The organism is Streptococcus infantis, from assembly GCF_047460825.1.
Taxonomy (GTDB): Bacteria; Bacillota; Bacilli; order Lactobacillales; family Streptococcaceae; genus Streptococcus; species Streptococcus infantis_V.
Map to the genome: position 1 here is coordinate 1 of NZ_JASHFO010000014.1, position 21,492 is coordinate 21,492.

The window sequence follows — 21,492 nt, forward strand, 5'->3', positions numbered from 1 at the left end:
ATGATGAAATCAAACATTAGTAAAACCAGTGGAACTTACCCTGACACGGATTTCCACTGGTTTTTACGATTTTTATCAGACTAACTTCCACTTTTATTGGCGATGGAAGTTAGTTTGGGAATTTAGCCATACCATCTGATAAGCAGGAAAACTTACATTTTCAGAAAAGAAACTATTGACGAGATTTAATTTAAAGGGTATAATAATAAAAGTTAAGGCGGTATAGCCAAGTGGTAAGGCACGGCTCTGCAAAAGCTTGATCGTCGGTTCAAATCCGTCTACCGCCTCTATATTATCGAAGACTCCCACAGGAGTCTTTTCTTTTTCACTATTAGAAAAGCTTTATCAGTTCTACTCTGATAAAGCTTTTGTTTTATTCTGTTTCTTCTTCTGATTCAAGTTCTTGGATTTGAACCTTAAGCTTGGTTACACGTCCATTTTTGACCTTATCATTGGTTAGAGTGATATGCTTATTGCTACTTTCTAACTCATAGCTAAGTTTTTCTGATGTTGGAATAGTTCCCACGCCAGTCAAATAGTAACCAGCGATCGTATCTACATCATCACTTTCAAGTTCAACATCAAAGTAGTCATTGAAGTCATTTAAATTCATTGTTCCTTGGACGATATAGGTATCTTCACCAATTGTATGAACATAGACTTCAGCTCGGTCAGTTTCATCATCAATTTCACCGACAATCTCTTCAAGAAGATCCTCAAGTGTTACCAAACCAGCCATACCTCCATACTCATCCAGTAGGATAGCCATCTGTCTTTGGGTATTTCTAAACTCTTTTAATAAATCATCCACAAAAATGGTCTCAGGTACAAAGAGTGGATCTTGTAAGATTCGCTTCCAGACAATATTGTCAAAACCGCTGGCAAAGGCTTCTTTAAGAAGACTCTTAGTATGAATCAATCCAATAACATTGTCCTTATCTCCATCATAAACAGGAATCCGAGAAAAGTTCTGTTTTAAGATACTTTGGATAATGGTCTGAGTGTCATCTTGAATATCTACCATGAAAGCATCGGTTCGAGGAACCATGACTTCACGTGCCATGAGCTCGTCTAGCGAGAAAATCCCTTGTAACATTTCAATTTCATCAGCATCCAAGGTTTCTTCACTCTTAGACAACATGTACTCAATCTCATCACGAGTCATTTTTTCATCTGCATCGTCAAATGTCATCGGTGTCAATTGACTCAAGAGATTAGTTGATGCTGAGAGCATCCAAACGAAGGGACTCACAATCTTACCAAGAGCAATAATAAACGGTACTGTTCGGATAGCCAAGGCATCCTTAAGATTTAGAGCAATTCGCTTAGGATAAAGCTCACCAAAAACAATAGAAATATAGGTCAAGAAAGCTAATGATAAGAAGCTAGCTACCGCATAGGCAGTTTCGCTATTTCCCATCCAAGAGGCGATCAACTCTCCAAGTGAATCTGCTAGTTTAGCCCCTGACAAGATCGTAATTAAGGTGATACCAACTTGAATGGTTGATAAAAAGTGATTCGGGTTTTCAAGTACCTTTAGTAAACGGATATAGCGTTTATCCCCCTCCTCAGCTTTTTGCTCAACACGTGAACGACTAAGTGAAACCATGGCCATTTCTGTTGCAGAGAAAAAGGCATTTAAAAAGGTCAAAACAACTAATAAAACAAATTGCAGTAACAAATCCTGACTGCTCGGGTCTTCCATTTTCCTTCTCCTAAAAAGTATAATTGAAACTATTATACCATATTTTCCAATTTCTACACATTAATTTTCAATTTCTATGATAAAGGGTCGCTGAATAGAGAGCCGCAATCCAAGTCCCGACGCCCTAGTTCCAGCCTTGTGAATCTTCAAAAAAGCTCTTTAAAATCAGAAGAGCAAAAAAAAAGCAATCGTGTCAACAGTTCATGACTAATAAAAAACGAGGTTGGGATTTTCCCTCAACCTCTTGATCAATTAGTTATTTTTTGTGACTGTGACCTCACCTGTTCGGTAATCTAACTGAATTCCCTTTTGGACATTTGGAATCACGACATTAAACTCCAATTCTCCGTCAGAGGATTTAGCTTCAATCTGCGATGCGGACGGCACCAAGTCTTCCTCAGACGCATAGAGCAACGTCACACGGTAACGCACTCGTTTGTTTTGATCTAGGACTTTTCGAACCAGACTTTCATAGTAGTTTTGGCCTGTGGAATCTTCTGCACGCGCTTGGTTGGCCCAAGCTGTCTGTACGGCAATATTTTTAGGATTGCTGGTAGAAGCATCGAAGCCATCTAAGCCACCTATCAAGGCATAGCCTAACAAGTGTCCTCTATCGACCGCATGGTTATAGCTTCCTTTTAGGTTCTTAACCTGATGCCAACCCGCAGGCGTCCAAGATGTTGAACCATTGCCAGTTTCTTCACGGTCCTTGTACTGCCTTGTTGCTTTTGACATGATTGCATTCGCTACTGTGGGAACTGTCTCTCCTCCTACCGTTTTTGTCTTGTTATCCGCATAGGGTTTGCTTGAAACCTTAGCATCCAGATTGGTTTTATTGTTATTGACGATAAAGGCTCCTGCGCCATTCCACTCTAGAGTACCCTTAATTTGTTTTTTAACTGAATCTGTTAGGACACTTTCAGCCAGTTCTTGACTTGGAGTATCAGACGACTGTGATTTTTGTTTTACTTGTGTTTGTGGTGCAGTGTTGGAAGACTGCATTTGTTTAATATAGTAGCTTCCTGCTGACAAGAGCAAAAAGAGCAAGAGGCCAATTAGGGCCTGCCTTGTTTTTTTATTCATATTTTCTCCTTGTACTCTTCGAAAATCTCTTCAAACCACGTCAGCGTCCATCTGCAACCTCAAAGCAGTGCTTTGAGCTGACTTCGTCAGTTCTATCCACAACCTCAAAACTGTGTTTTGAGCAGCCTGCGGCTAGCTTCCTAGTTTGCTCTTTGATTTTCATTGAGTATTACATTCACTTCCTAGAAAAAGACTGGTCTCCCAGCCTATTTTCCTGTAAATTTTGCGATGAGTTCTTGCCATTTTGCTGGCGCTAAAATAGCCCAAGGATCTTGACCTTTTCCTAGAATACCATAGCCAATCATCAAACCAATAGCAAGAGCTAAGAATCCTAGTAGTAATACTACAATTACTAGGACAAAGCGACGTAAGACATATTTGGATCGTTTATTCATCTTCATCAGCTTCCACACTTACCCGTTCAATCTTAGCTCCTAACTGGGCTAATTTTTCATGAAAACGGTAGTAACCTCTATCTAAATGGACAAGCTTTCCTACAACTGTTTCGCCTTCAGCTACCAAGCCTGTCAAAATCAAGGCTGCACTGGCACGTAAGTCTGTCGATAGAACTTCTGCCCCTTGGAGAGGCTGTCCTCCGACGATACGGGCTGTATCACGGATGATTTCAGAGTGCAAGCCCATACGACGCATTTCCTCTAAATGTTGGAAACGATTCTCAAATACAGTCTCTACCATGGTTGACTCACCTTGAGCAACGGTCATTAGAGCCGTGAACTGTGCTTGCATGTCTGTCGGAAATCCTGGATGTGAAAGTGTCTTAACGTGGACAGCCTTTAACTTTTCACGTTGAGAACGAATACGAATTCCTTCGTCCTCATCGATGACTTCAACACCCATTTCCAATAATTTAGCAATCAAGGGACGATTGTGTTCCCAGATGGCATCTTGAATCAAGACATCTCCACCTGTAATGGCAGCTGCTACCATGAAGGTCCCTGCTTCAATACGGTCTTGTACAACATTGTGGGTTGCACCATGTAGTTGCTCAACACCAGTAATCGTCACAGTTTCTGTTCCTGCACCTTTGACCTTGGCACCCATTTTATTTAGGAGAACAGCCAAGTCGACAATCTCAGGTTCACGCGCAGCATTTTCAATGACTGTAACGCCGTTAGCAAGAGTTGCTGCCATCATCAAGTTTTGAGTAGCACCTACACTTGGGAAGTCCATGTAAATGTGAGCTCCGTGCAAGCGTTCTGCCTTAGCTTCGATATATCCTGCCGTTTGAGTAATTTGAGCCCCCATCGCTTCGAGTCCCTTTAGGTGAAGGTCGATAGGGCGACTACCGATAGTACAACCACCTGGCATAGAAACTTTAGCATGTCCTACACGAGCCAAGATTGGCCCCAATACTACAATAGAAGCACGCATCTTGCTGACATACTTATAGGGAGCTTCTTCTGTGATATCACCGGTTGCATCAACTTCAACAACATGTGCTTCTTGATCAAAGTCTACTTTCGCATTTAATCCACGAACCACCTGATTCATGGTAAAAACATCCGATAAAATAGGAACATTTTTTAAGACCGTTTTTCCTTCACTTGCTAAAATAGTTGCTGCAAGCAGTGGCAAAACTGCATTTTTCGCACCCTCAATGGCTACACTTCCGACAAGGCGATTATCGCCGCCTCGAACTACAATTTTTTCCATAACTATTTTCCTTTACTTCCAAGTTTAGAATAATGTCCGTACTGCTTCTTGCCATAATTGGTAGAGATTTAGGAAAAAAGAACTAATCAGATATCCCAAACCGATACTACACAATACTACCAAAAGTCGTACCTTCCTCGCATTGTCCTTAGTCACCTTCAAAATTTGATCCCATTTGACCAAATCTTTCAAGAGCTGAAAGACTAGGTAGACAAAAAACATATGACTACTAAGGGTAAAAAACAATTGAATCATTTGCCTATTATACCATCTTCTCTTTTTCTACGCTAGTCTATGAACTTACACCGTATTTTAGGGGTTGTTTTTCAAGTAGTCAATTGCATCCTGAAACGTTTTGACTGGAACGATTTTCATGTCTGTTTTAATCATTTCAGCCGCTTCTAGAGCTGTGTCATAATTACTCTTGGCATTTGGATTGGCCTTTTTAGCTTCTTCAGTTACTGGATTATTAGGAGCAAAGAATACAGTAGCTCCCTTTTTAGCTGCGGCAACCACTTTTTTATCAATTCCGCCAATGTCACCTACGTTACCATCTCTATCGATGCTTCCGGTACCCGCAATAATCCGTCCATTTCGAAGAGTAGGGTCTGCAATTTGCGTGTAGATGGATAAACTAAACATCATCCCAGCACTAGGACCACCAATGCCAGCAGTTGAAAACTTGATTGGTACATCACTAGATACTTCTGTGCGGTCAATCAAACCGATTCCGATACCATTCTTCCCATTTTCCAGAGTAATGATCTTTCCTTCAGCAGTTTTGACTTTTCCATCCTCCTCATAAGTAACCTTAACCTGATCACCTAGAGTTTGAGAATTAACGTAGTCAACCATCTCCTTGGAACTCTCAAAAGTCTTATCATTGACAGCTGTTACGGTGTCAGCAATATTAAGAACCCCTTTGAAAGTCGAGTTATCTGTTACAGTCAAAACATAGACACCCAGATATTTGAGCTCTATTTCCTTACCAGCCGTCTTCAAACCTTGATATTTGGCCATGTTTTGCGAAGTTTCCATATAAAACTGGTTGATTCGCATAAATTCCGCATCTGATGAACCACCAGTCATCTCTTTGGCACTATGTATGTCCGTAAAAGGTGTTAGCCAAGCATAGACTAAGTCAACCAGTCTAGCGTGCTTAACTCCAACCGTCACAAATTGGTAGGAACCTTCCTCTTGGTCAGGTTGGTTATTAACTTGTAAGACCTTTCGAATATCTTCAGACGTTCCTGGCACCTCGATATAATAAGGCAGGGGCACTGTAAAAGCGATAAAAGTGATAATGAGCCCAATAATGAGATATAAGGGCCATCTAGTTTTTTTCTTCATTGTTTAACTCCTCTAGGACAGCATTTGGTACATACCCACTGATATCTTGACCAAATTTCAATAGTTCTCTCACAGCCGAAGAGCTGATGTATACATGCTCTGGGCGACTGTGGAGATAGATTGTCTCCATTTCTCCTGCTAGTTGATGGTTGTAAAAATCAAAACTGGCTTCATACTGAAGATCTGTTGCATTACGCAATCCACGCACCAAAACCTCTACACCTAGTTTTCTAGCAACATCAACTACTAATTCATCATGAGAAGATATAACCTGAACATTTTTTAGATGTGCCACTGCTTTTTTAACAGTCTTTATCCGACTTTCTATCGGCAAAAATCCTGTTTTATGAGGATTATAAAAAATTCCTACATACAATTGATCAAAGAGCTTACTTGCACGCTCAATGAGATCCAAATGTCCATTGGTCATCGGATCAAAGGAACCTGTAAATAGCCCAATCTTATCTGACATAAACCGTCACCTTACTAATTCCATATATTTTTTCCTTCCAGATGCCCAAACAGGCAATCTCTTCTGGAAGTTCTACTGATTTATCGGTTTCACAAACCACCATGACATCTTTTGAAAAAAGATCTCGCTCTGCCATTTTTTCAATATCAGACACGATTTGTTCCTTTGCATAGGGAGGGTCCAAAAAGATGAGATCAAAAACGCCATCCACCTGCTCCAACGCACGACTGGACTCCATTTTCAATAATTGAAACTTTGAGGTTTCCTTGGTCATCCGGATATTTTCTGCCACAATATTCTGTGCTCGGCGATCCTTCTCAACTAGGACAGCGCTCGACATCCCTCTTGAAACTGCTTCAATGGATAACCCCCCACTACCAGCATAGAGATCTAGCACGCGCCCTCCTTCAAAGTAGGGACCAATCATATTGAAAATAGCTCCTCGGACCTTGTCCGATGTCGGCCTCGTTGTTTTCCCGTCCAAGGTCTTTAAAGGACGTCCTCCGTAGATTCCTGATACGATTTTCATAAGGTATATTATACCAAATTCTGATGAAATAAGAAAATCGAACCTCTCGGTTCGATTGATTAAAGAATATTTTCGTAAGTATCTCTCACTTCTTGAGGCCAAACACTGGTTTGGACTTCACCGATATGCTTCTTACGAAGCAGGAACATAGCCATACGAGATTGGCCAATTCCTCCACCAATTGTCAATGGGAAGAGGCCGTTTAAGAGAGCTTTGTGCCACTCCAAAGAAAGGCGGTCTTCATCTCCTGTAATAGCTACTTGGCGACGGAGGGTATCTTCATCGACACGAATGCCCATTGAAGACAATTCAAAGGCTGCACCCAAATTATCATTCCAAACAAGGATGTCCCCATTCAAGCCATGATAGCCATTTTCAGACTCAGTTGTCCAGTCATCATAGTCTGGTGCACGTCCGTCATGAGGTTTTCCATCTGGCAATTCTCCACCGATACCAATCAAGAAAACAGCACCAAATTCCTTACAGATAGCATTTTCACGTTCTTTTGGTGTCAAGTCTGGGTAGCGTTCCACCAACTCTTCAGTATGGATAAAGGTAATTTGTTTAGGTAGAATTGACTCAATATCATAGCGTGCTTCTACTGCTAACTCTGTCAAACGAATAGCCTTATAAATCTTTTCGACTGTTTCTTTGAGATAGGCTAGATTGCGCTGTCCGTTTGGAATAACTTTTTCCCAGTCCCACTGGTCCACATAGACTGAGTGAGTTGCATCTAGCGAATCTTCATCTGGACGAAGGGCCTTCATGTGAACAAAGAGGCCTTCACCCTCGCCAAAACCAAAACGAGCCAAGGTATGGCGTTTCCACTTAGCAAGGGAATGAACCACTTCATAGGTTTCATCTGGGATTTGCAAAACCTTAACAGAAACTGGATGTTCAATCCCTGAAAGGTTATCCTGCATCCCATCCCCAACCTTACTCAATATTGGTCCTTGCACTTCTACAACTTCTAATTTATCTTTCAAATACTGGGTAAAGGTATTTTTTACAAAGGAAATTTCTTCCTGTTGATGGATAAAACTTTTCTTCATACATCTCTCCTTTTGAATAATAAGATGATTATACCCTTTTGCCAGTAAAAATAAAAGTAAAAATTAAAAAAAGAGCTCATTTGAGCTCTAAAAGTATTAATCGTCACTTCCAAAGATACGCAAGAAGCTGAGGAAGAGGTTGATAAAGTCGAGGTAGAGACTAAGTGCCAATGAAATTGCCCAACCTGTAGCGACTTGACCATTTGATTCTTCATAAACATAGCGAATCTTTTGGTTATCCCAAGCAATCAAACCTGCAAAAACAAGAACCATGACAATACTGATAATGTAATCGAATAGACCACTGTTTAAGAATACATTAACAATCATAGCCAAGATGAGACCTACCAAGGCTCCAATCAAAGCACGTCCGATACCACTCAAGTCCTTTTTAATCACAACTCCAATAATAGCCATGACAAAGAAGAGAGCTGCGCTGGAAATAAAGGCCGTTAGAACCGTTCCTGGTAGATAGAGCGACACGATGAAACTCAGTGAAAAACCGTTCACTACTGAATAGATGAGAAACATCGGAAGAGCTGCTGGGCTATTTTTATAAGCCATATTACTGGCTGCAATGACAAGAGCAACTTCAACTACTCCTGTCACGATTAGCCATATGCGGGCGTTAAGCATCAACTGAACAAGAAGGTCTTGGAAGGTTGTTAACATTAAGGCTGAAACAAGTGCAGATAAGGCGATCCCAATCCCTACAAAAGCATAGACTTTTGCATAAAATTGATTCAAGCCAGAACGTTCTTGAATAATTGTTTGATTCATATCTTTTTCTCCTTATGAAATCTTTTTACTGATTATAACAAAAATAAACTATTTTAACTCAAATAAAACATGAGTATGCCTGCAGCAATGGCAACGTTGAGACTTTCCGCTTGCCCTTTCATGCTGATGTGGACCAATTGATCTGCCTGGTCTGTCATGAATGGACTGATTCCTTGACCTTCATTCCCCATGACCAAGGCAAAATCTTCTAGCTGAACAAGCTCACGATAATCTTTAGAATTTTGAGACAAGGTAGTTGCCAGAATTGGTAAATTGCCCTTTTTTGCCTCTTCTACAAATGTTTCAACAGGCATCCGATAAATCGGTAAATGAAAATGGCTGCCCTGCATGGATCGGAGAGTCTTCAAGCTATAAATATCTGCTGACTTGCTTGAAACAATGACTCCTGAAAAACCTGCTGCATCTGCCGTCCGAATCATGGTCCCCACATTTCCAGGATCTTGCACATCTTCTAAGAAAAGGTATTTCCCTGAAGTCAAATCCGGCAACTGCTCCTCTTCCTTTTGAACAATAGCAACAATGCCCTGAGGCGTTTGCGAATCTGCTAAATCAAGCAGAATTTCTTCGGTTACAAAAACAGTTTGAGGATAGTCTACCAGTTTATCTCCATACTCTGCAAGGGCAAAAATTTTCTCAATCTTTGCACCAGCTTGAACAGCTTCTTCAAACAAGTGCCAACCCTCAATCAAGTAAGAGGTTTTTCGATATTTTTTTTGATGTAATTTTTTGGCATTTTTCACCACAGAATTGGCTTTAGAGGTTATAATAGTCATAGAAATATTATAACACAATCAAGGAGGTTTGGTATGCAAAAGGTTAAAATGATCGCCCAAGGTCGCGTCCAAGGAGTGGGCTTCCGCTGGGGTGTCTATACCCTAGCTCTAGAACTAGGTGGCATTACGGGTCGTGTCTGGAATAACGATGACGGAACCGTTGAGATTCTGGCCCAGGCAGAGTCTTCTGCCATTATGGCTAAGTTTATCCAAGAAATCCGAAAAGGTCCTACACCTTTCTCTAAAGTAACCTACCTAGATGTGCAAATGAGTAACTTTCCATCTTATTCAGACTTCAAAGTCGCAAATTAGGTCTCTAGAACTATTGTATATTTCCCAAAAAAACAGTAGAATAGAAAGGTATAATTTTTAAAGAAGGAATAAAAACAGTGAAATCAATTAAACGAATCGCTCTCTCGGCTATGGGAGTGGCTATGCTATTAGTCTTAACAGGTTGTGTCCAGGTTGATAAATCAACAGGACTCCCAACTGGTCCCGTTTGGGATTTCTTGGGTGCTCCAATGGGAGAAGCTATCAAATACTTCGCCAATGATCAAGGCCTCGGTTTCGGTGTTGGGATCATCATCGTAACCATTATCGTTCGCTTGATTATCCTCCCACTTGGTATCTACCAATCATGGAAGGCAACGCTTCACTCTGAAAAGATGAATGCTCTCAAGCACGTCCTTGAACCACATCAGACTCGCCTGAAAGAAGCAACAACTCAAGAAGAAAAACTAGAAGCTCAACAAGCTCTCTTTGCTGCTCAAAAAGAGCACGGCATCAGCATGTTTGGCGGCGTGGGATGTTTCCCTATCCTCATTCAAATGCCTTTCTTCTCTGCTATCTACTTTGCTGCCCAACATACTGAAGGAGTCGCCCAAGCAAGCTACCTAGGAATTCCTCTAGGCTCACCAAGTTGGATTCTTATCGCCTGCGCAGGTGTTCTCTACTACGTCCAATCACTCCTTTCACTACACGGAGTTGAAGACGAGACTCAAAGAGAACAACTCAAGAAGATGATTTACATGAGTCCACTCATGATTGTCATGTTCTCTATCTTCTCACCAGCCAGCGTTACGCTTTACTGGGTTGTCGGTGGTTTCATGATGATCCTTCAACAATTCATCGTCAACTACATTATTCGTCCAAAACTTCGTAAAAAAGTACGTGAAGAACTGGCAAAGAACCCACCAAAAGCAGGTAAATCTTCAGCTGCTCGTAAAGATGTCACACCTGAATTAGCAACAGCTATCACAACTTCTAACAAGAAGAAAAACAAAAAACGCAATGCTGGAAAACAACATTCTAGATAAAAAATAAAAGGCTTAGCTAGATAGCTAAGTCTTTTTTGCATTATAAAAGCCCGATGTTCCCATCAGGCTTATTTTTATCCATGTACACGTTTCATGTAATCTTGATAGCTTTCTGTATCCATCAATTCCTTAGCATTCTTGACGCGATCTGCTGTTGGAGGTTTAACTCCTTCAAGTGAATATGGAATCCCAAGTTCACGCCATTTGAACTCTCCCATAGTGTGGTAAGGCAAAATCTCAAACTTATCAACGTTTTTAAGAGTTTTTACAAACTTACCGAGTTCAATCAAATCTTCATCGCGGTCTGTCAATCCTGGCACTAACACGTGACGAATCCATACAGGTTTACCGATTTCTGACAAGTATTGAGCACAGGCCAAGATGTTTTTGTTGGTTTGACTGGTCACAATCTTGTGCTGCGCTTCGTTGATTTCCTTGATGTCAAGGAGAACCAAGTCTGTTACAGCCATGAGCTTGTTGAATTTCTCTAGATAGCGTGGTTTGTTACGGAATGGAAGGGCACAAGTATCCAAGGTACAGTGAATGCCTTTTTCTTTTGCCTTGGTAAAGAGTGCAATCAAGAAATCAATCTGCAAGAGGGCTTCTCCTCCGCTGACTGTAATACCTCCCTTGTCTCCCCAGAAGCCACGATAACGAAGTGCTTCTTCTAGAACATCATCTACTGTTCGTACGCGAGATTTATTGGTTTCCATAGCCCAAGTATCTGGGTTATGGCAATATTGGCAACGCATCTGACAGCCTTGCAAAAAGACAATAAAACGAATCCCAGGACCATCTACCGCCCCAAAACTCTCTGTCGAATGCACCATTCCTGTCACTTGTCCATAGTCAATTATTTCCTCAGACATATCGTTACCTTCCTTGAAAACGTTTTATAGTCTTTATTATACCATGACTGAAAAGAAAAACCACAGATTTTGCCTATTTTTTAGAAAACAATCTGTTTTTCACTTTCAACTTTCATGATTTTCAAAAATCTTCTAATCCTTGTCAAAGCCAAACCCATAGAGAGTCGCAAAATAGTCCTCTGGTCGCTCTGCTCGGCGAATCAATCGTGCTCCACCATCCTCTGTATAGAGAATTTCTGCCGAACGAAGTTTGGCGTTGTACTGGTAGCCCATAGAGAATCCATGCGCACCTGTATCATGAATAACTAACAAATCACCAATTTCTGTTTGAGGTAGCTCACGATTAACTGCAAACTTGTCGTTGTTTTCACAGAGAGAGCCAACAACATCAACGACTTCAGTCTGACCATCAGGATGCATCATATTGGTGATGTGGTGATAAGCACCATACATAGCCGGTCTCATAAGGTTGACAGCTGACGCATCTACTCCTAGATAAGTACGATAGGTTTTCTTTTTATGAGTTACTTTTGTGACTAGAATTCCATGAGGTGCCAACATAAAGCGTCCTAGCTCTGTAAAAATCTTCACCTGACCAAGACCTGCTGGTGTGAGGACTTCTTCATAAACCCGACGAACTCCCTCACCAATCAAGGCAATGTCATTAGGCTCCTGGTCTGGACGATAGTTGACTCCAATACCACCTGAAAGATTGATAAAATCAAGTGAGATTCCTAATTTTTCTTTAATTTCAACAGCTAACTCAAAAAGCTGACGTGCTAATTCTGGATAGTAGAGATGGGTCACTGTATTGGAAGCTAGGAAGGAATGAATCCCAAAGGTTTTAGCTCCCTTTTCTTTCAAGATTGCAAAGGCTTCAAAAAGCTGTTCCTTAGTCATCCCGAACTTAGCTTCACCAGGATTATCCATAATGTCCGTACCCAGTTCAAATACGCCACCAGGATTGTACCGGCAAGAGATAATCTCAGGAATTCCTGCAGCTCGCTCTAAATGCTCGATATCTTCAAAGGCATCCAAGTTAATAGTCGCACCTAATTCACTGGCATAAGTATATTCCCTATCTGGAGTATTGTTAGATGAGAACATCATATCTGAACCTGCAAACCCAAGCTTGTGGCTCATCAAGAGCTCTACATAACTAGAACAATCCACTCCACATCCTTCTTCTTGCAAAATCTTTAAGATAGCTGGGGTTGGAGTCGCTTTAATAGCGAAGTATTCTTTAAAACCCTTATTCCAAGAAAAAGCCTTGTTTACTGCGCGTGCTTTCTCACGAATTCCTTTTTCATCGTAGAGGTGAAAGGGAGTTGGATACTCCTCAACAATCTTTTCTAAGGCATCACGTTTAATAAATGGTGTTTTCATAGAACTCCTTCATATTCATTATCAAAGAAAGGCTGGGACGAAAGTTCCAACCTTTGTATTTCAAGTCAATTCTTATTTTTCTGTATCGAAGATATTTCCAACTTCAACAGCAATTTGTTGGTTCTTCACATCAATATTTGTGACTCTCAAGAGTGACTTGTAGTCGAACTGTTGTTCACGGTCTTCCTGTGCATTATCAGCAAAGACAGCTACACCAGCCAACTCTGAATCAAACTCAGACAAGAGGCTAATCATCCCGTTAATGGTTCCTCCACCCTTCAAGAAGTCATCGACGATCAAGACACGACTTCCTGCTTTGAGGCTACGTTTTGAAAGGAACATCTTTTCGATACGATCACTAGAACCTGAAACATAGTTGACACTAACAGTTGAACCTTCAGTGATTTTCAAGTCGCGACGGACAATGACAAATGGAACATTGAGAACATTTGCTACTGCATTTGCAAGCGGAACCCCTTTAGTAGCCACAGTCATAACGGCATCAATCTTCTGATCCATAAAGCTCTTAGCAATAATGCGACCGATATTTTTCAAAATAGCTGGAGTGCTCAATAGGTCAGATAAATAAATGTAGCCACCCGGAAGAATACGGTCACTCTCTGAAAGTTTATCACGAAGCTCTTCGATAATCGTTTTAGACTCAAGGGTAGAGATCGATGGTGTAAAAATAACACCACCACCAGCACCTGTCACCGTTTGAATATGACCGATTTCAATTTCTTCGAAAGCACGTTTAATGATGACGATATCTTCAGAAATAGACGATTTGGCAGATTCATACTTTTCCGCAAAGGTGTTGAGACTGGTTAATTTGTATGGATTGTTAATCAAGTAATTGGAAATGACAACCATCCGATCACTTCTTCTTAATTTCATTATATTTTTACCATTCTTTTTTATTTAGTCTTTTTCTCATTATATCACACTAAAGCAAAAAAACGAACTTTATTGCCTAAATAAAGTTCATTTTTTTAGTTTCTAGTCTAATTTTGGCTTGTAGAAGGAACGATTGTCCATAGCAAAGACCTTATTGGTCATTTCTCCCTCATCAACAAGGGCCAGAGCTGTTGTCATCATCATCATGCTGGCATCCAAATTATCAATCATATGAATAATTTCTGCTTCCATCACTCGAGGACGAACTGGACTACCATACTCGAGGAGACCATGATGACTGAGAATGACATGGCGAAGAAGTACAACCTCTTCTCTGGTGTCATCAATGCCAAGCTCCATTACTGCTTTGGTAATCTCGCTATCAATCAGAGCGATATGACCAATAAGGTTTCCTCTTACTGTGTACTCTGTCTGGTCAGGACCTGTCAACTCAATAACCTTGGCAAGGTCGTGCAGCATAATCCCCGCGTAGAGCAAGCTCTTATTGAGCTGAGGATAAATATCTGCAATTGCTTCTGCCAAACGAACCATAGTAGCAGTATGATAAGCAAGCCCTGTTTCAAAGGCATGATGGTTGGTCTTAGCAGCTGGATAAGAGTAGAATTCCTTGTCATACTTGGTGTAGAGATTTCGAACAATTCGCTGCCAAATTGGATTTTCAATTTTAAAAATCATCTGCGCCATATACTCACGAATCTCTTTGGCATCTACTGGAGATTTAACCTTGAAGTCCGCTGGGTCATTTGGTTCGCCAGGTTGTGGTAAGCGAAGGGTGATTTGATTAACCTGAGGCGTATTGTTATACACTTCACGACGACCTTGCATATGGACTACTTTCCCTGCTGTAAAGGTTTCAACATTGTGGGGTTGAGCATCCCAGAGCTTCCCTTCGATTTCTCCACTATCATCTTGGAAGGTGAAGGCTAGGTAGTTTTTCCCAGCACGTGTCTGTCTCAGGTCAGCTGACTTGATCAGGTAAAAGCCTTCAAAAAGCTCATCTTTCTTCATGTGACTAATCTTCATATTCTTCCTCATCTTCTTGGAATTGGAGCAAATCAAGCGCAGGCTCACCTTCTGATAACTCAATGTGACGAAGCGTTCGCTCGATAGCTGTAGTACGACGGTTTAATAAATCATCAATATTGCCAGAGGCATGTTGGAGATGTTTTTGTGCCTTGACCAGAATTCCACCAAACTTACCAAATTCGGTTTTGACGTTGGCTAGAGTTTGGCTAATATGATCAGCACTCTTTTGGATATTCAGAGTCTTGAAACCAACTGATAGAGAATTGAGAAGGGCTGACAAGGTACTTGGTCCAGCAACGATAATCTGCTCCTCCCGTCTCAAATCATCAAAGAAAATCGGATTGCGAACGATTTCCGAATAGAGACCTTCTGTCGGAACAAACAAGACTCCAAAATTGGTTGTCCGAGGTGGCGCCAGGTACTTACTCTTAATATCCTTAGCAAAATGCTTGACGCTTGCTAGGAGAGACTTACGACAGCGCTCAATCTCGTCCTTGTCACCTGCTTCATAGGCTTCTTCCAGACGGTAATAATCCGCCAATGGAAACTTAGAGTCAATCGGTAGATAAACATATTCTTGGTCGCCTTGCCCAGGCAACTTGATAGCGTACTCGACTCGCTCACTCGAATTTTCAACCGTTGCAAATTCTCGTTCATACTGGGCAGGTGTCATGATGTCTTCAATAATCTGCCCCAGTTGTAATTCACCTAGAATTCCTCGCGTTTTAGTTCCAGAAAGAACTTTATTTAGCGCACCGACATCTCGCGCAACAGTTTGCATTTCACCTAGGCCACGATTGACAGATTCTAGTTGCTTGGAAACTGTCTCAAAAGAGGCCTGCAAGCGTGTCTGCAAGGTCTTTTCTAGCTTTTCCTCGACCGTTTGGCGCATCTGTTCCAAGCGTTGCTCATTTGACTCCTGCAAGGCTTGGAGGCGTTGGTCAGTCTTATCTCTTGTTTGGAGGAGGTTCTCATTCATCTCCTGTCGAACCTGAGTCAGACCCTGGTGCAATTCAATCCGCACCTCCTGCAAACGGTCACTAACAGCTACTTCTAGATTTTTTTGATCTAGCTGGCTAGCTTGTCGAGCTTGTTCAAATCGATAATCTAGCTGGTCTGATAGATTATCTGCTTGGTCCTCCAAGCTCTTGGTCAGATATTTTTCCTGCTTGTCCTGCCTTTGCCAAATAAGAAAGAGGCCGGCTAGATTAGCAACTAATAAAACAACAAGTAAACTTTCCATCCTACCTCCTATCTTTGCTATGCAAGACGACCACATAGCCATCTGGGCAAGTCACCGAAACTTCCCTATCTATATATTCGTTAGAAGCGTAAACTTTCTTAAAGAAAAAATTCTCCTCTGTCAGTTCATACTTGGCACCGAGTATTGTCAAACGACTATCCCTCACAGGCATAAAGGCCAAATAATCATAGTCCGAACGTGGTTCAAGTCGACTGATTCCTTCTGGGCAATAGCTAATCAAATTTTGCCCATCCTCAATCTCTATTTGACGCATATAGGGCGCCAATTTAAGATTGCTGGGTAGAAAGACATTAGCTAACATATGGTCAATGCGACCACCTAGGGCACCAAAAATAGTCACCTGAGCTTGCGGATTTTTTTCAAAAACAGTGAGAAGGGCTAATTCCAAATCGGTATCGTCTTTTTCTGGTTGGGCTTGAACAAACTGCTGGGCACGTTTTTGAATCAACTGACGTTCTTCTACAGTCACAGAATCAAAATCCCCAACTGCTAGAGCAAGAGGAAGTTTTTCTTCCAATACCCAGAGCGAGCCTCGATCCACCCCGACATAGCAATCAAAAGCTGTTCGATAGTGACCACGGTCTCCACCAGCAAAAACTGCAACTCTAGTCCAGTTCTTTTCTGAGAGCTTGCACTCGTTCATTGACATCTCCCTTAAAGACATAGGACCCTGCTACAAAGACTGTAGCGCCAGCTTCTTTGGCTTGAGCTATGGTCTGATCATCAATCCCACCATCCACTTCAATTTCAAAATTCAATCCTTTTTCCTCACGAAGGGCAGCCAATTCACGTACCTTATCCATGGTTTCTGGCAGAAAGGCTTGCCCACCAAATCCAGGGTTAACTGTCATGACTAATACTTGGTCAACTAAGTGTAGCACATGCTTAATCGCCTCAACAGGTGTACCAGGATTAATGACAACAGAAGGCTTCACTCCCAAAGAACGGATTTTTTGAAGAGCACCATGGATATGAGGTGTTGCCTCGACATGGATGCTGATGATGTCTGCACCTGCACGCGCAAAGTCTTCTAAATGATGTTCAGGATTTGATACCATCAAGTGGCAATCAAAGACCATCTTGCTGTGGGGACGAAGAGCCTCGACCACACCTGCACCAAAACTAATTTGGGGTACAAAGTGACCATCCATGATATCGATGTGGGCATATTCTGCCCCAGTTGCTTCTAGACGTTTGATTTCACGTTCAAAGTTGGCATAATCTGCTGCCAGAATTGACGGAGCAATCTTGTATTGAGACATAGGTTTCTCCTTATTTTGGAATTTTTTTGCTGACTTTTTTATAGGTTTCTCTACGATTTTCAATCTCACTGAGGAATTGTAGATAGTTGTCAAAACGGAAGGTAGCAATGATACCTTCTTCGACAGCTGGTTTCACTGCGCAAGATGGCTCATGGGTATGAGTACAGGTACGGAACTTGCAGTCTCGGCTGACAGAGGCAATCTCTGGAAAGGCCTGGTTGAGGTCTTCTGACGTCGATACTTCATAATCCAGCGATGAAAAACCTGGTGTATCTGCGATTTTCCCACCATTGAGATTGTAAAAACTAACCGCTCGGGTGGTGTGACGACCGCGACCCAGACTGTCTGAGATTTCTCCCGTTTCAAGATTGAGATCTGGTGCGATTTTATTGAGGAGAGTTGACTTTCCAACACCTGTCTGCCCCATAAAGACCGTAACCTTGCCTGTCAACAAGGGTAAAAGTTCTTCTTTACTCGTCACAAAGTCGTAACCAATAGCATCATAGGTTTTCTCGTAAAAATCCAGCTCTCCCCTATCCTCTAACAAGTCCATTTTAGAAATATAGACGATAGGATGAATGTCCTTGTGCTCCAAAAGAACCAAGAAGCGATCCAACAAGTTGCTATTAAAGTCAGGTTCTTTAACAGACATAATAACCACAGCTTGGTCAATATTGACAATGGGTGGACGAACCAGACTATTTTTTCGTTCATGAATCTTGAGAATATAGCCTTCGGAATTTTCCTCCGCAGAAAAATCTACCCAATCTCCAACATAGGGCGTGTGACCTTTTTTACGGAAATTCCCACGCGCCCGTGTTTGATAAACCTGACCACCACTTTCCACATAGTAGAAGCCGGCCAAAGCTTTAATGATTTGTCCTTGCATCTTAGAGTCCTTGTCCTTTAAGCGCATCTGCTAGACTGGCAAATTCTTCTAATCCAAGAGCTTCACCACGAACACTCGGTGACAAGCCCGCCTGGTCCAAAGCCTTAGTCAATTTATCCTTGATTTCATCAGTTTTGCCAAAGTAACCTGTCAGATTATTCCACAAAGTCTTACGACGATGTGTAAAACTAGCCTTGGAAACCTTAAAGAAGAAGTTCTCATCTTTTACTGCTACAGCCGGTTCTGGGCGACGTACCATTTTTAAGATAGCTGAATCCACATTTGGTGCTGGCACAAAGACTGTACGAGGTACGATAAAAGCAACCTTGGCGGTCATGTAATACTGAACTGCAATCGACAAGCTACCGTAAGCCTTGGTATTTGGTTGAGCAGAGATACGATCCGCCACTTCTCTTTGCATCATGACCACAAACTCACTAAAAGGAATGCCACTTTCAATCAAGTGCATGAGAATAGGTGTCGTGATATAGTAAGGCAAGTTTGCCACTACCTTGATTGGCAAGTCAGGATTTTTGAAATTCTGGATATGTTGCGCTAGGTCAACTTTTAGAATGTCCTCGTTGACTACGGTCACATTGTCAAAATCCCGCAAGGTATCCGCTAGGATTGGTACCAAGCGGTGGTCAATCTCAAAAGCCATGATTTCTGCTGCACGCTCAGCCAAAAACTCCGTCAAGGCACCAATCCCTGGCCCGATTTCGATGACATTGACCTGGTCATCAATTTCAGCCGTATCAACAATTTTTTGAAGGATATTGGTATCGGTCAAGAAATTTTGTCCGAAGGACTTTTTAAAAGTAAAGCCGTGACGCTCCAGCACTGCCTTGGTCACGCTATAATCTGCAATTCTCATTTATTCTCTTTTCTATTTATTAGCTAAAAATAATATATAAAACCCACATAATTCCTAGTGCCAACAAAATCCAAAACACTAAAAGAACACGAGGCTTGTTCCCTTTTGAATCAGATCCAGTCATATCAAGCACTTTCTTATCTTCTTGGGGGTTCGTTTTCTTCAGTTCATCCTGATAGGCAACCGAATCTAGAATATTGTCTTCTGGCAATAATTCTGAAGCATAATAGTCAGGAAAACCCATAGCAAGACCAATTAAGTTCTCTTCTGTCAAAGAAAAATCTAAATCTTTGGGTTGATTTTCTCGAATAGCCCGTATATTTTTTAACAGTTTATCAGAAACAACAGACACTTGGTCCATAAAAACAACATCTAAAAGATCAAATCCGAGCACATCACCAGCTTTTACGTTTGCAAGAATATAACGAACAAAGGCATCATATAGTTGCACGGATTGCGGGGCATTCTCTTCTAAAAAAGATCGGTTTTTGAGGACATTCTGCTGGAATTTTTCAATAGAAAGCAAGATATCTACATTCTGCTCTTGGTAAAATCTTTCTGCTTGCTCTTCATCTTCTTCCAGTTTTTCTGCTGTTTCCCAGAGAGCTATCGGAGCTTTTAAATCTTCTTCATTCCAAAACAATTGCCAAAAATAGGGTATTGTGTAAATTCCCTCTGTTAGAATACGAGCTTCATCTTCGTTTTTTAAGTAAATATAACTTCTATTTGCCATATCATTTCCTTTCACAATCTTTGAAAAAGGTTGGTGGTTCAAGTAGGATGTAGATAAAACTATATAGTTTCCCAATGTTAAGAAACTCTCTAATCTTTAGCTCTGCCTTCTAGTTCCTAACTGAGCTCTTGCATCTCTTTAAAAGCTGTTAGACTAACATAGGCACCCGCTTCATAGTATTCCGTTGGATTAATGGCATAGTCAAAAACTTCAATCATGCCTCCCGCTTCTTCAATCATGCCATTCCATTTTTCGTCAAAGACCATTCGCAGACGTTTCCAATCGGTAAATACCGGCACAGAATTTCTGCCATCTTTTCCTTCTTTGACTGGAATGTTGAAACTAGAATCTTTTTCTAAAACGAAGGAATTTCCTTCCTGACTATCGCCCTTAAATTCCGAAGCCGCATCTAGAGGAATTAGGAATTTAGCTTTCGGCATAGCTTCTGAAAAGAACTTATAATAGAGCTTATAAATTACTTCTTCATCTTCTGTCGTCGGGCTATCCAATTGTCCCATCAACAACATCCATCTTACTAAGTCAGGATTCATTACAGGAACTTGTATTTCTGGCAAATTAGAATAATCTGGTTTTTGAACCAAGGCCGAGGCACTGATGCTAACTTCCTTGGAATTAAAGATTGCTCCCAAGGCACCATTTAAGTAAAAGGCTGTCCCAAGGAAATTTTCAATCCCTTTTTTATCTTCCGTATTTTCAATCAGTTTTACGACTGAGTTTGGTCGACTATCAATGGTTTCCTTAAATTGGCGATACCAAGATGGCGTCAAAAGCATGATCATAGGATCAGTACATAGGTATCCCTCTTCTCCCCTGTCATAGGTTGTTGAGAAAAGATAGGGTTCCCCTGTTTTTTCTGAATAAACCGCATAAACTGAATCTGCTGCCAACAACTTATCCTTGACGATTTCCGCTAGACGTTCCAACTTACGAGTATTGGCTTGATAGCTTTCTTCACTTTCAGTTTCCTGATTTTGACGGCATTTCCATAAAAAGAGGCGTAAAATCTCTACGCTATCATCAAGACTAGCTGCCAAATAATCCTCATTGGTTAACTGGCCCTCTTGGATGGCTACAAATGCACGATAAAGAGCATCTGAATAGCTAGATAATTTTTGCTCTTCATCAACACCTGAACTAAAGAGCACACTTCCTTTTTTCAGTTTATCCAAAGAAGGAATCCTATCAACCACTAGATGGGCAAGAACTTCATCAGTTAGACTATCTGCATCTTTGTTTTGACTGCTGAGTTTTTTAACCTCTACAGTACCAAGAGCGTCCATTCCTTGGTCGGGATTGCAAAACTGCAACTGATCTCCAACCTTGATACTACCTTCTAAACTTCCAACAATCAATAATTGATTCGTTTCCTTCATAGGGAACAAATCTAAAACACCCACGCAAGCATTGCCTTTCGTTTCTACCGTTTCCTTACTTGCCTCAGTTGCTTCTGTCTTTTTTAAAAAATCAAAGATTCCCATAACTTTTCCTCATTAAC

At 41.2% G+C, this 21,492-nt stretch carries 25 protein-coding genes and 1 tRNA gene; 3 read left to right on the plus strand and 23 right to left on the minus strand.

Features of this window, described 5'->3' with window-relative positions:
• The first annotated feature begins 216 nt into the window (after window positions 1-216).
• Window positions 217-287: transfer RNA gene (locus QM911_RS05465), tRNA-Cys, on the plus strand.
• Between the two features lie 86 nt (window positions 288-373).
• Here QM911_RS05465 and QM911_RS05470 read toward each other — a convergent pair.
• The 12 genes from QM911_RS05470 to QM911_RS05525 form a co-directional block, all read right to left on the minus strand.
• On the minus strand, window positions 374-1,705 hold the full coding sequence (locus tag QM911_RS05470) for a hemolysin family protein (protein WP_414313349.1): 1,332 nt from the start codon (window positions 1,703-1,705) through the stop codon (window positions 374-376).
• A 252-nt stretch (window positions 1,706-1,957) separates the two neighbouring features.
• Window positions 1,958-2,788, minus strand: a complete 831-nt coding sequence (locus tag QM911_RS05475; RefSeq protein WP_414313350.1) for a DNA/RNA non-specific endonuclease — start codon at window positions 2,786-2,788, stop codon at window positions 1,958-1,960.
• A gap of 40 nt (window positions 2,789-2,828) precedes the next feature.
• The gene (locus tag QM911_RS05480; protein ID WP_414313351.1) at window positions 2,829-2,951 is read right to left on the minus strand and encodes a hypothetical protein; all 123 of its coding nucleotides are present in this window, start codon (window positions 2,949-2,951) and stop codon (window positions 2,829-2,831) included.
• Window positions 2,952-2,994: 43 nt separating this feature from the next.
• Window positions 2,995-3,189, minus strand: a complete 195-nt coding sequence (locus tag QM911_RS05485) for a DNA-directed RNA polymerase subunit beta (RefSeq protein ID WP_081478784.1) — start codon at window positions 3,187-3,189, stop codon at window positions 2,995-2,997.
• Window positions 3,176-4,462, minus strand: coding sequence for a UDP-N-acetylglucosamine 1-carboxyvinyltransferase (gene murA / locus QM911_RS05490; protein WP_414313352.1), 1,287 nt, complete (start codon window positions 4,460-4,462; stop codon window positions 3,176-3,178). Before murA ends, QM911_RS05485 begins: the two co-directional genes overlap by 14 nt.
• A gap of 24 nt (window positions 4,463-4,486) precedes the next feature.
• Window positions 4,487-4,717: a DUF1146 family protein gene (locus QM911_RS05495; RefSeq protein ID WP_033587493.1), complete on the minus strand. Its 231-nt coding sequence runs from the start codon at window positions 4,715-4,717 to the stop codon at window positions 4,487-4,489.
• A gap of 57 nt (window positions 4,718-4,774) precedes the next feature.
• Window positions 4,775-5,812 carry a SepM family pheromone-processing serine protease gene (locus QM911_RS05500; RefSeq protein ID WP_414313353.1) on the minus strand — a complete coding sequence of 346 codons (1,038 nt, stop codon included), beginning with the start codon at window positions 5,810-5,812 and terminating at the stop codon, window positions 4,775-4,777.
• Complete coding sequence (gene coaD, locus QM911_RS05505) at window positions 5,796-6,284, minus strand: pantetheine-phosphate adenylyltransferase (protein WP_414313354.1); 489 nt, start codon at window positions 6,282-6,284, stop codon at window positions 5,796-5,798. The genes QM911_RS05500 and coaD overlap by 17 nt, the downstream gene beginning before the upstream one ends.
• Complete coding sequence (gene rsmD / locus QM911_RS05510; protein WP_414313355.1) at window positions 6,274-6,813, minus strand: 16S rRNA (guanine(966)-N(2))-methyltransferase RsmD; 540 nt, start codon at window positions 6,811-6,813, stop codon at window positions 6,274-6,276. The genes coaD and rsmD overlap by 11 nt, the downstream gene beginning before the upstream one ends.
• Window positions 6,814-6,872: 59 nt before the next feature.
• Window positions 6,873-7,865: an aspartate--ammonia ligase gene (gene asnA / locus QM911_RS05515; RefSeq protein ID WP_414313356.1), complete on the minus strand. Its 993-nt coding sequence runs from the start codon at window positions 7,863-7,865 to the stop codon at window positions 6,873-6,875.
• 96 nt (window positions 7,866-7,961) lie between these two features.
• On the minus strand, window positions 7,962-8,645 hold the full coding sequence (locus QM911_RS05520) for a Bax inhibitor-1 family protein (RefSeq protein ID WP_075228308.1): 684 nt from the start codon (window positions 8,643-8,645) through the stop codon (window positions 7,962-7,964).
• Window positions 8,646-8,698: 53 nt separating this feature from the next.
• Entirely contained in the window at window positions 8,699-9,439 is a 741-nt protein-coding gene (locus QM911_RS05525; RefSeq protein WP_414313357.1) for a TrmH family RNA methyltransferase, read from the minus strand.
• 33 nt (window positions 9,440-9,472) lie between these two features.
• Between QM911_RS05525 and QM911_RS05530 the strand changes: the two genes are divergently transcribed.
• On the plus strand, window positions 9,473-9,751 hold the full coding sequence (locus QM911_RS05530) for an acylphosphatase (RefSeq protein WP_049502928.1): 279 nt from the start codon (window positions 9,473-9,475) through the stop codon (window positions 9,749-9,751).
• 77 nt (window positions 9,752-9,828) lie between these two features.
• Window positions 9,829-10,755 carry a membrane protein insertase YidC gene (gene yidC / locus QM911_RS05535; RefSeq protein ID WP_414313358.1) on the plus strand — a complete coding sequence of 309 codons (927 nt, stop codon included), beginning with the start codon at window positions 9,829-9,831 and terminating at the stop codon, window positions 10,753-10,755.
• Between the two features lie 74 nt (window positions 10,756-10,829).
• On the opposite strand, the gene pflA is transcribed toward yidC, so the two are convergent.
• The 11 genes from pflA to QM911_RS05590 form a co-directional block, all read right to left on the minus strand.
• Complete coding sequence (gene pflA, locus QM911_RS05540; RefSeq protein WP_001287990.1) at window positions 10,830-11,624, minus strand: pyruvate formate-lyase-activating protein; 795 nt, start codon at window positions 11,622-11,624, stop codon at window positions 10,830-10,832.
• Window positions 11,625-11,756: 132 nt separating this feature from the next.
• Entirely contained in the window at window positions 11,757-13,010 is a 1,254-nt protein-coding gene (locus tag QM911_RS05545; protein ID WP_414313359.1) for a diaminopimelate decarboxylase, read from the minus strand.
• A 72-nt stretch (window positions 13,011-13,082) separates the two neighbouring features.
• On the minus strand, window positions 13,083-13,907 hold the full coding sequence (gene purR, locus QM911_RS05550; protein WP_049528290.1) for a pur operon repressor: 825 nt from the start codon (window positions 13,905-13,907) through the stop codon (window positions 13,083-13,085).
• Window positions 13,908-14,009: 102 nt separating this feature from the next.
• A complete protein-coding gene (locus QM911_RS05555; protein WP_000703215.1) occupies window positions 14,010-14,951 on the minus strand; it encodes a 3'-5' exoribonuclease YhaM family protein in 942 nt (313 codons plus the stop codon).
• Window positions 14,941-16,197, minus strand: coding sequence for a DNA recombination protein RmuC (gene rmuC / locus QM911_RS05560; protein ID WP_414313360.1), 1,257 nt, complete (start codon window positions 16,195-16,197; stop codon window positions 14,941-14,943). Before rmuC ends, QM911_RS05555 begins: the two co-directional genes overlap by 11 nt.
• 1 nt (window position 16,198) lies before the next feature.
• On the minus strand, window positions 16,199-16,861 hold the full coding sequence (locus QM911_RS05565) for a thiamine diphosphokinase (protein WP_414313361.1): 663 nt from the start codon (window positions 16,859-16,861) through the stop codon (window positions 16,199-16,201).
• A complete protein-coding gene (gene rpe, locus QM911_RS05570) occupies window positions 16,824-17,480 on the minus strand; it encodes a ribulose-phosphate 3-epimerase (protein WP_414313362.1) in 657 nt (218 codons plus the stop codon). Before rpe ends, QM911_RS05565 begins: the two co-directional genes overlap by 38 nt.
• Window positions 17,481-17,490: 10 nt before the next feature.
• The gene (gene rsgA / locus QM911_RS05575; protein WP_414313381.1) at window positions 17,491-18,369 is read right to left on the minus strand and encodes a ribosome small subunit-dependent GTPase A; all 879 of its coding nucleotides are present in this window, start codon (window positions 18,367-18,369) and stop codon (window positions 17,491-17,493) included.
• Window position 18,370: 1 nt separating this feature from the next.
• Window positions 18,371-19,243 (minus strand): 16S rRNA (adenine(1518)-N(6)/adenine(1519)-N(6))-dimethyltransferase RsmA, encoded by an 873-nt coding sequence (gene rsmA / locus QM911_RS05580; RefSeq protein ID WP_414313363.1) that lies wholly within the window; start codon window positions 19,241-19,243, stop codon window positions 18,371-18,373.
• Window positions 19,244-19,262: 19 nt separating this feature from the next.
• The gene (locus QM911_RS05585; protein WP_414313364.1) at window positions 19,263-19,976 is read right to left on the minus strand and encodes a dimethyladenosine transferase; all 714 of its coding nucleotides are present in this window, start codon (window positions 19,974-19,976) and stop codon (window positions 19,263-19,265) included.
• Between the two features lie 116 nt (window positions 19,977-20,092).
• A complete protein-coding gene (locus QM911_RS05590; RefSeq protein WP_414313365.1) occupies window positions 20,093-21,475 on the minus strand; it encodes an SseB family protein in 1,383 nt (460 codons plus the stop codon).
• Between the last annotated feature and the right edge of the window lie 17 nt (window positions 21,476-21,492).

Bases quoted from the DNA above. Each gene is read 5' to 3' on its own strand.
- QM911_RS05470 (WP_414313349.1), bottom strand. From the start codon at position 1,705: ATGGAAGACCCGAGCAGTCAGGATTTGTTACTGCAATTTGTTTTATTA.
- QM911_RS05475 (WP_414313350.1), bottom strand. From the start codon at position 2,788: ATGAATAAAAAAACAAGGCAGGCCCTAATTGGCCTCTTGCTCTTTTTG.
- QM911_RS05480 (WP_414313351.1), bottom strand. From the start codon at position 2,951: ATGAAAATCAAAGAGCAAACTAGGAAGCTAGCCGCAGGCTGCTCAAAA.
- QM911_RS05485 (WP_081478784.1), bottom strand. From the start codon at position 3,189: ATGAAGATGAATAAACGATCCAAATATGTCTTACGTCGCTTTGTCCTA.
- murA (WP_414313352.1), bottom strand. From the start codon at position 4,462: ATGGAAAAAATTGTAGTTCGAGGCGGCGATAATCGCCTTGTCGGAAGT.
- QM911_RS05495 (WP_033587493.1), bottom strand. From the start codon at position 4,717: ATGATTCAATTGTTTTTTACCCTTAGTAGTCATATGTTTTTTGTCTAC.
- QM911_RS05500 (WP_414313353.1), bottom strand. From the start codon at position 5,812: ATGAAGAAAAAAACTAGATGGCCCTTATATCTCATTATTGGGCTCATT.
- coaD (WP_414313354.1), bottom strand. From the start codon at position 6,284: ATGTCAGATAAGATTGGGCTATTTACAGGTTCCTTTGATCCGATGACC.
- rsmD (WP_414313355.1), bottom strand. From the start codon at position 6,813: ATGAAAATCGTATCAGGAATCTACGGAGGACGTCCTTTAAAGACCTTG.
- asnA (WP_414313356.1), bottom strand. From the start codon at position 7,865: ATGAAGAAAAGTTTTATCCATCAACAGGAAGAAATTTCCTTTGTAAAA.
- QM911_RS05520 (WP_075228308.1), bottom strand. From the start codon at position 8,645: ATGAATCAAACAATTATTCAAGAACGTTCTGGCTTGAATCAATTTTAT.
- QM911_RS05525 (WP_414313357.1), bottom strand. From the start codon at position 9,439: ATGACTATTATAACCTCTAAAGCCAATTCTGTGGTGAAAAATGCCAAA.
- QM911_RS05530 (WP_049502928.1), top strand. From the start codon at position 9,473: ATGCAAAAGGTTAAAATGATCGCCCAAGGTCGCGTCCAAGGAGTGGGC.
- pflA (WP_001287990.1), bottom strand. From the start codon at position 11,624: ATGTCTGAGGAAATAATTGACTATGGACAAGTGACAGGAATGGTGCAT.
- QM911_RS05545 (WP_414313359.1), bottom strand. From the start codon at position 13,010: ATGAAAACACCATTTATTAAACGTGATGCCTTAGAAAAGATTGTTGAG.
- purR (WP_049528290.1), bottom strand. From the start codon at position 13,907: ATGAAATTAAGAAGAAGTGATCGGATGGTTGTCATTTCCAATTACTTG.
- QM911_RS05555 (WP_000703215.1), bottom strand. From the start codon at position 14,951: ATGAAGATTAGTCACATGAAGAAAGATGAGCTTTTTGAAGGCTTTTAC.
- rmuC (WP_414313360.1), bottom strand. From the start codon at position 16,197: ATGGAAAGTTTACTTGTTGTTTTATTAGTTGCTAATCTAGCCGGCCTC.
- QM911_RS05565 (WP_414313361.1), bottom strand. From the start codon at position 16,861: ATGAACGAGTGCAAGCTCTCAGAAAAGAACTGGACTAGAGTTGCAGTT.
- rpe (WP_414313362.1), bottom strand. From the start codon at position 17,480: ATGTCTCAATACAAGATTGCTCCGTCAATTCTGGCAGCAGATTATGCC.
- rsgA (WP_414313381.1), bottom strand. From the start codon at position 18,369: ATGCAAGGACAAATCATTAAAGCTTTGGCCGGCTTCTACTATGTGGAA.
- rsmA (WP_414313363.1), bottom strand. From the start codon at position 19,243: ATGAGAATTGCAGATTATAGCGTGACCAAGGCAGTGCTGGAGCGTCAC.
- QM911_RS05585 (WP_414313364.1), bottom strand. From the start codon at position 19,976: ATGGCAAATAGAAGTTATATTTACTTAAAAAACGAAGATGAAGCTCGT.
- QM911_RS05590 (WP_414313365.1), bottom strand. From the start codon at position 21,475: ATGGGAATCTTTGATTTTTTAAAAAAGACAGAAGCAACTGAGGCAAGT.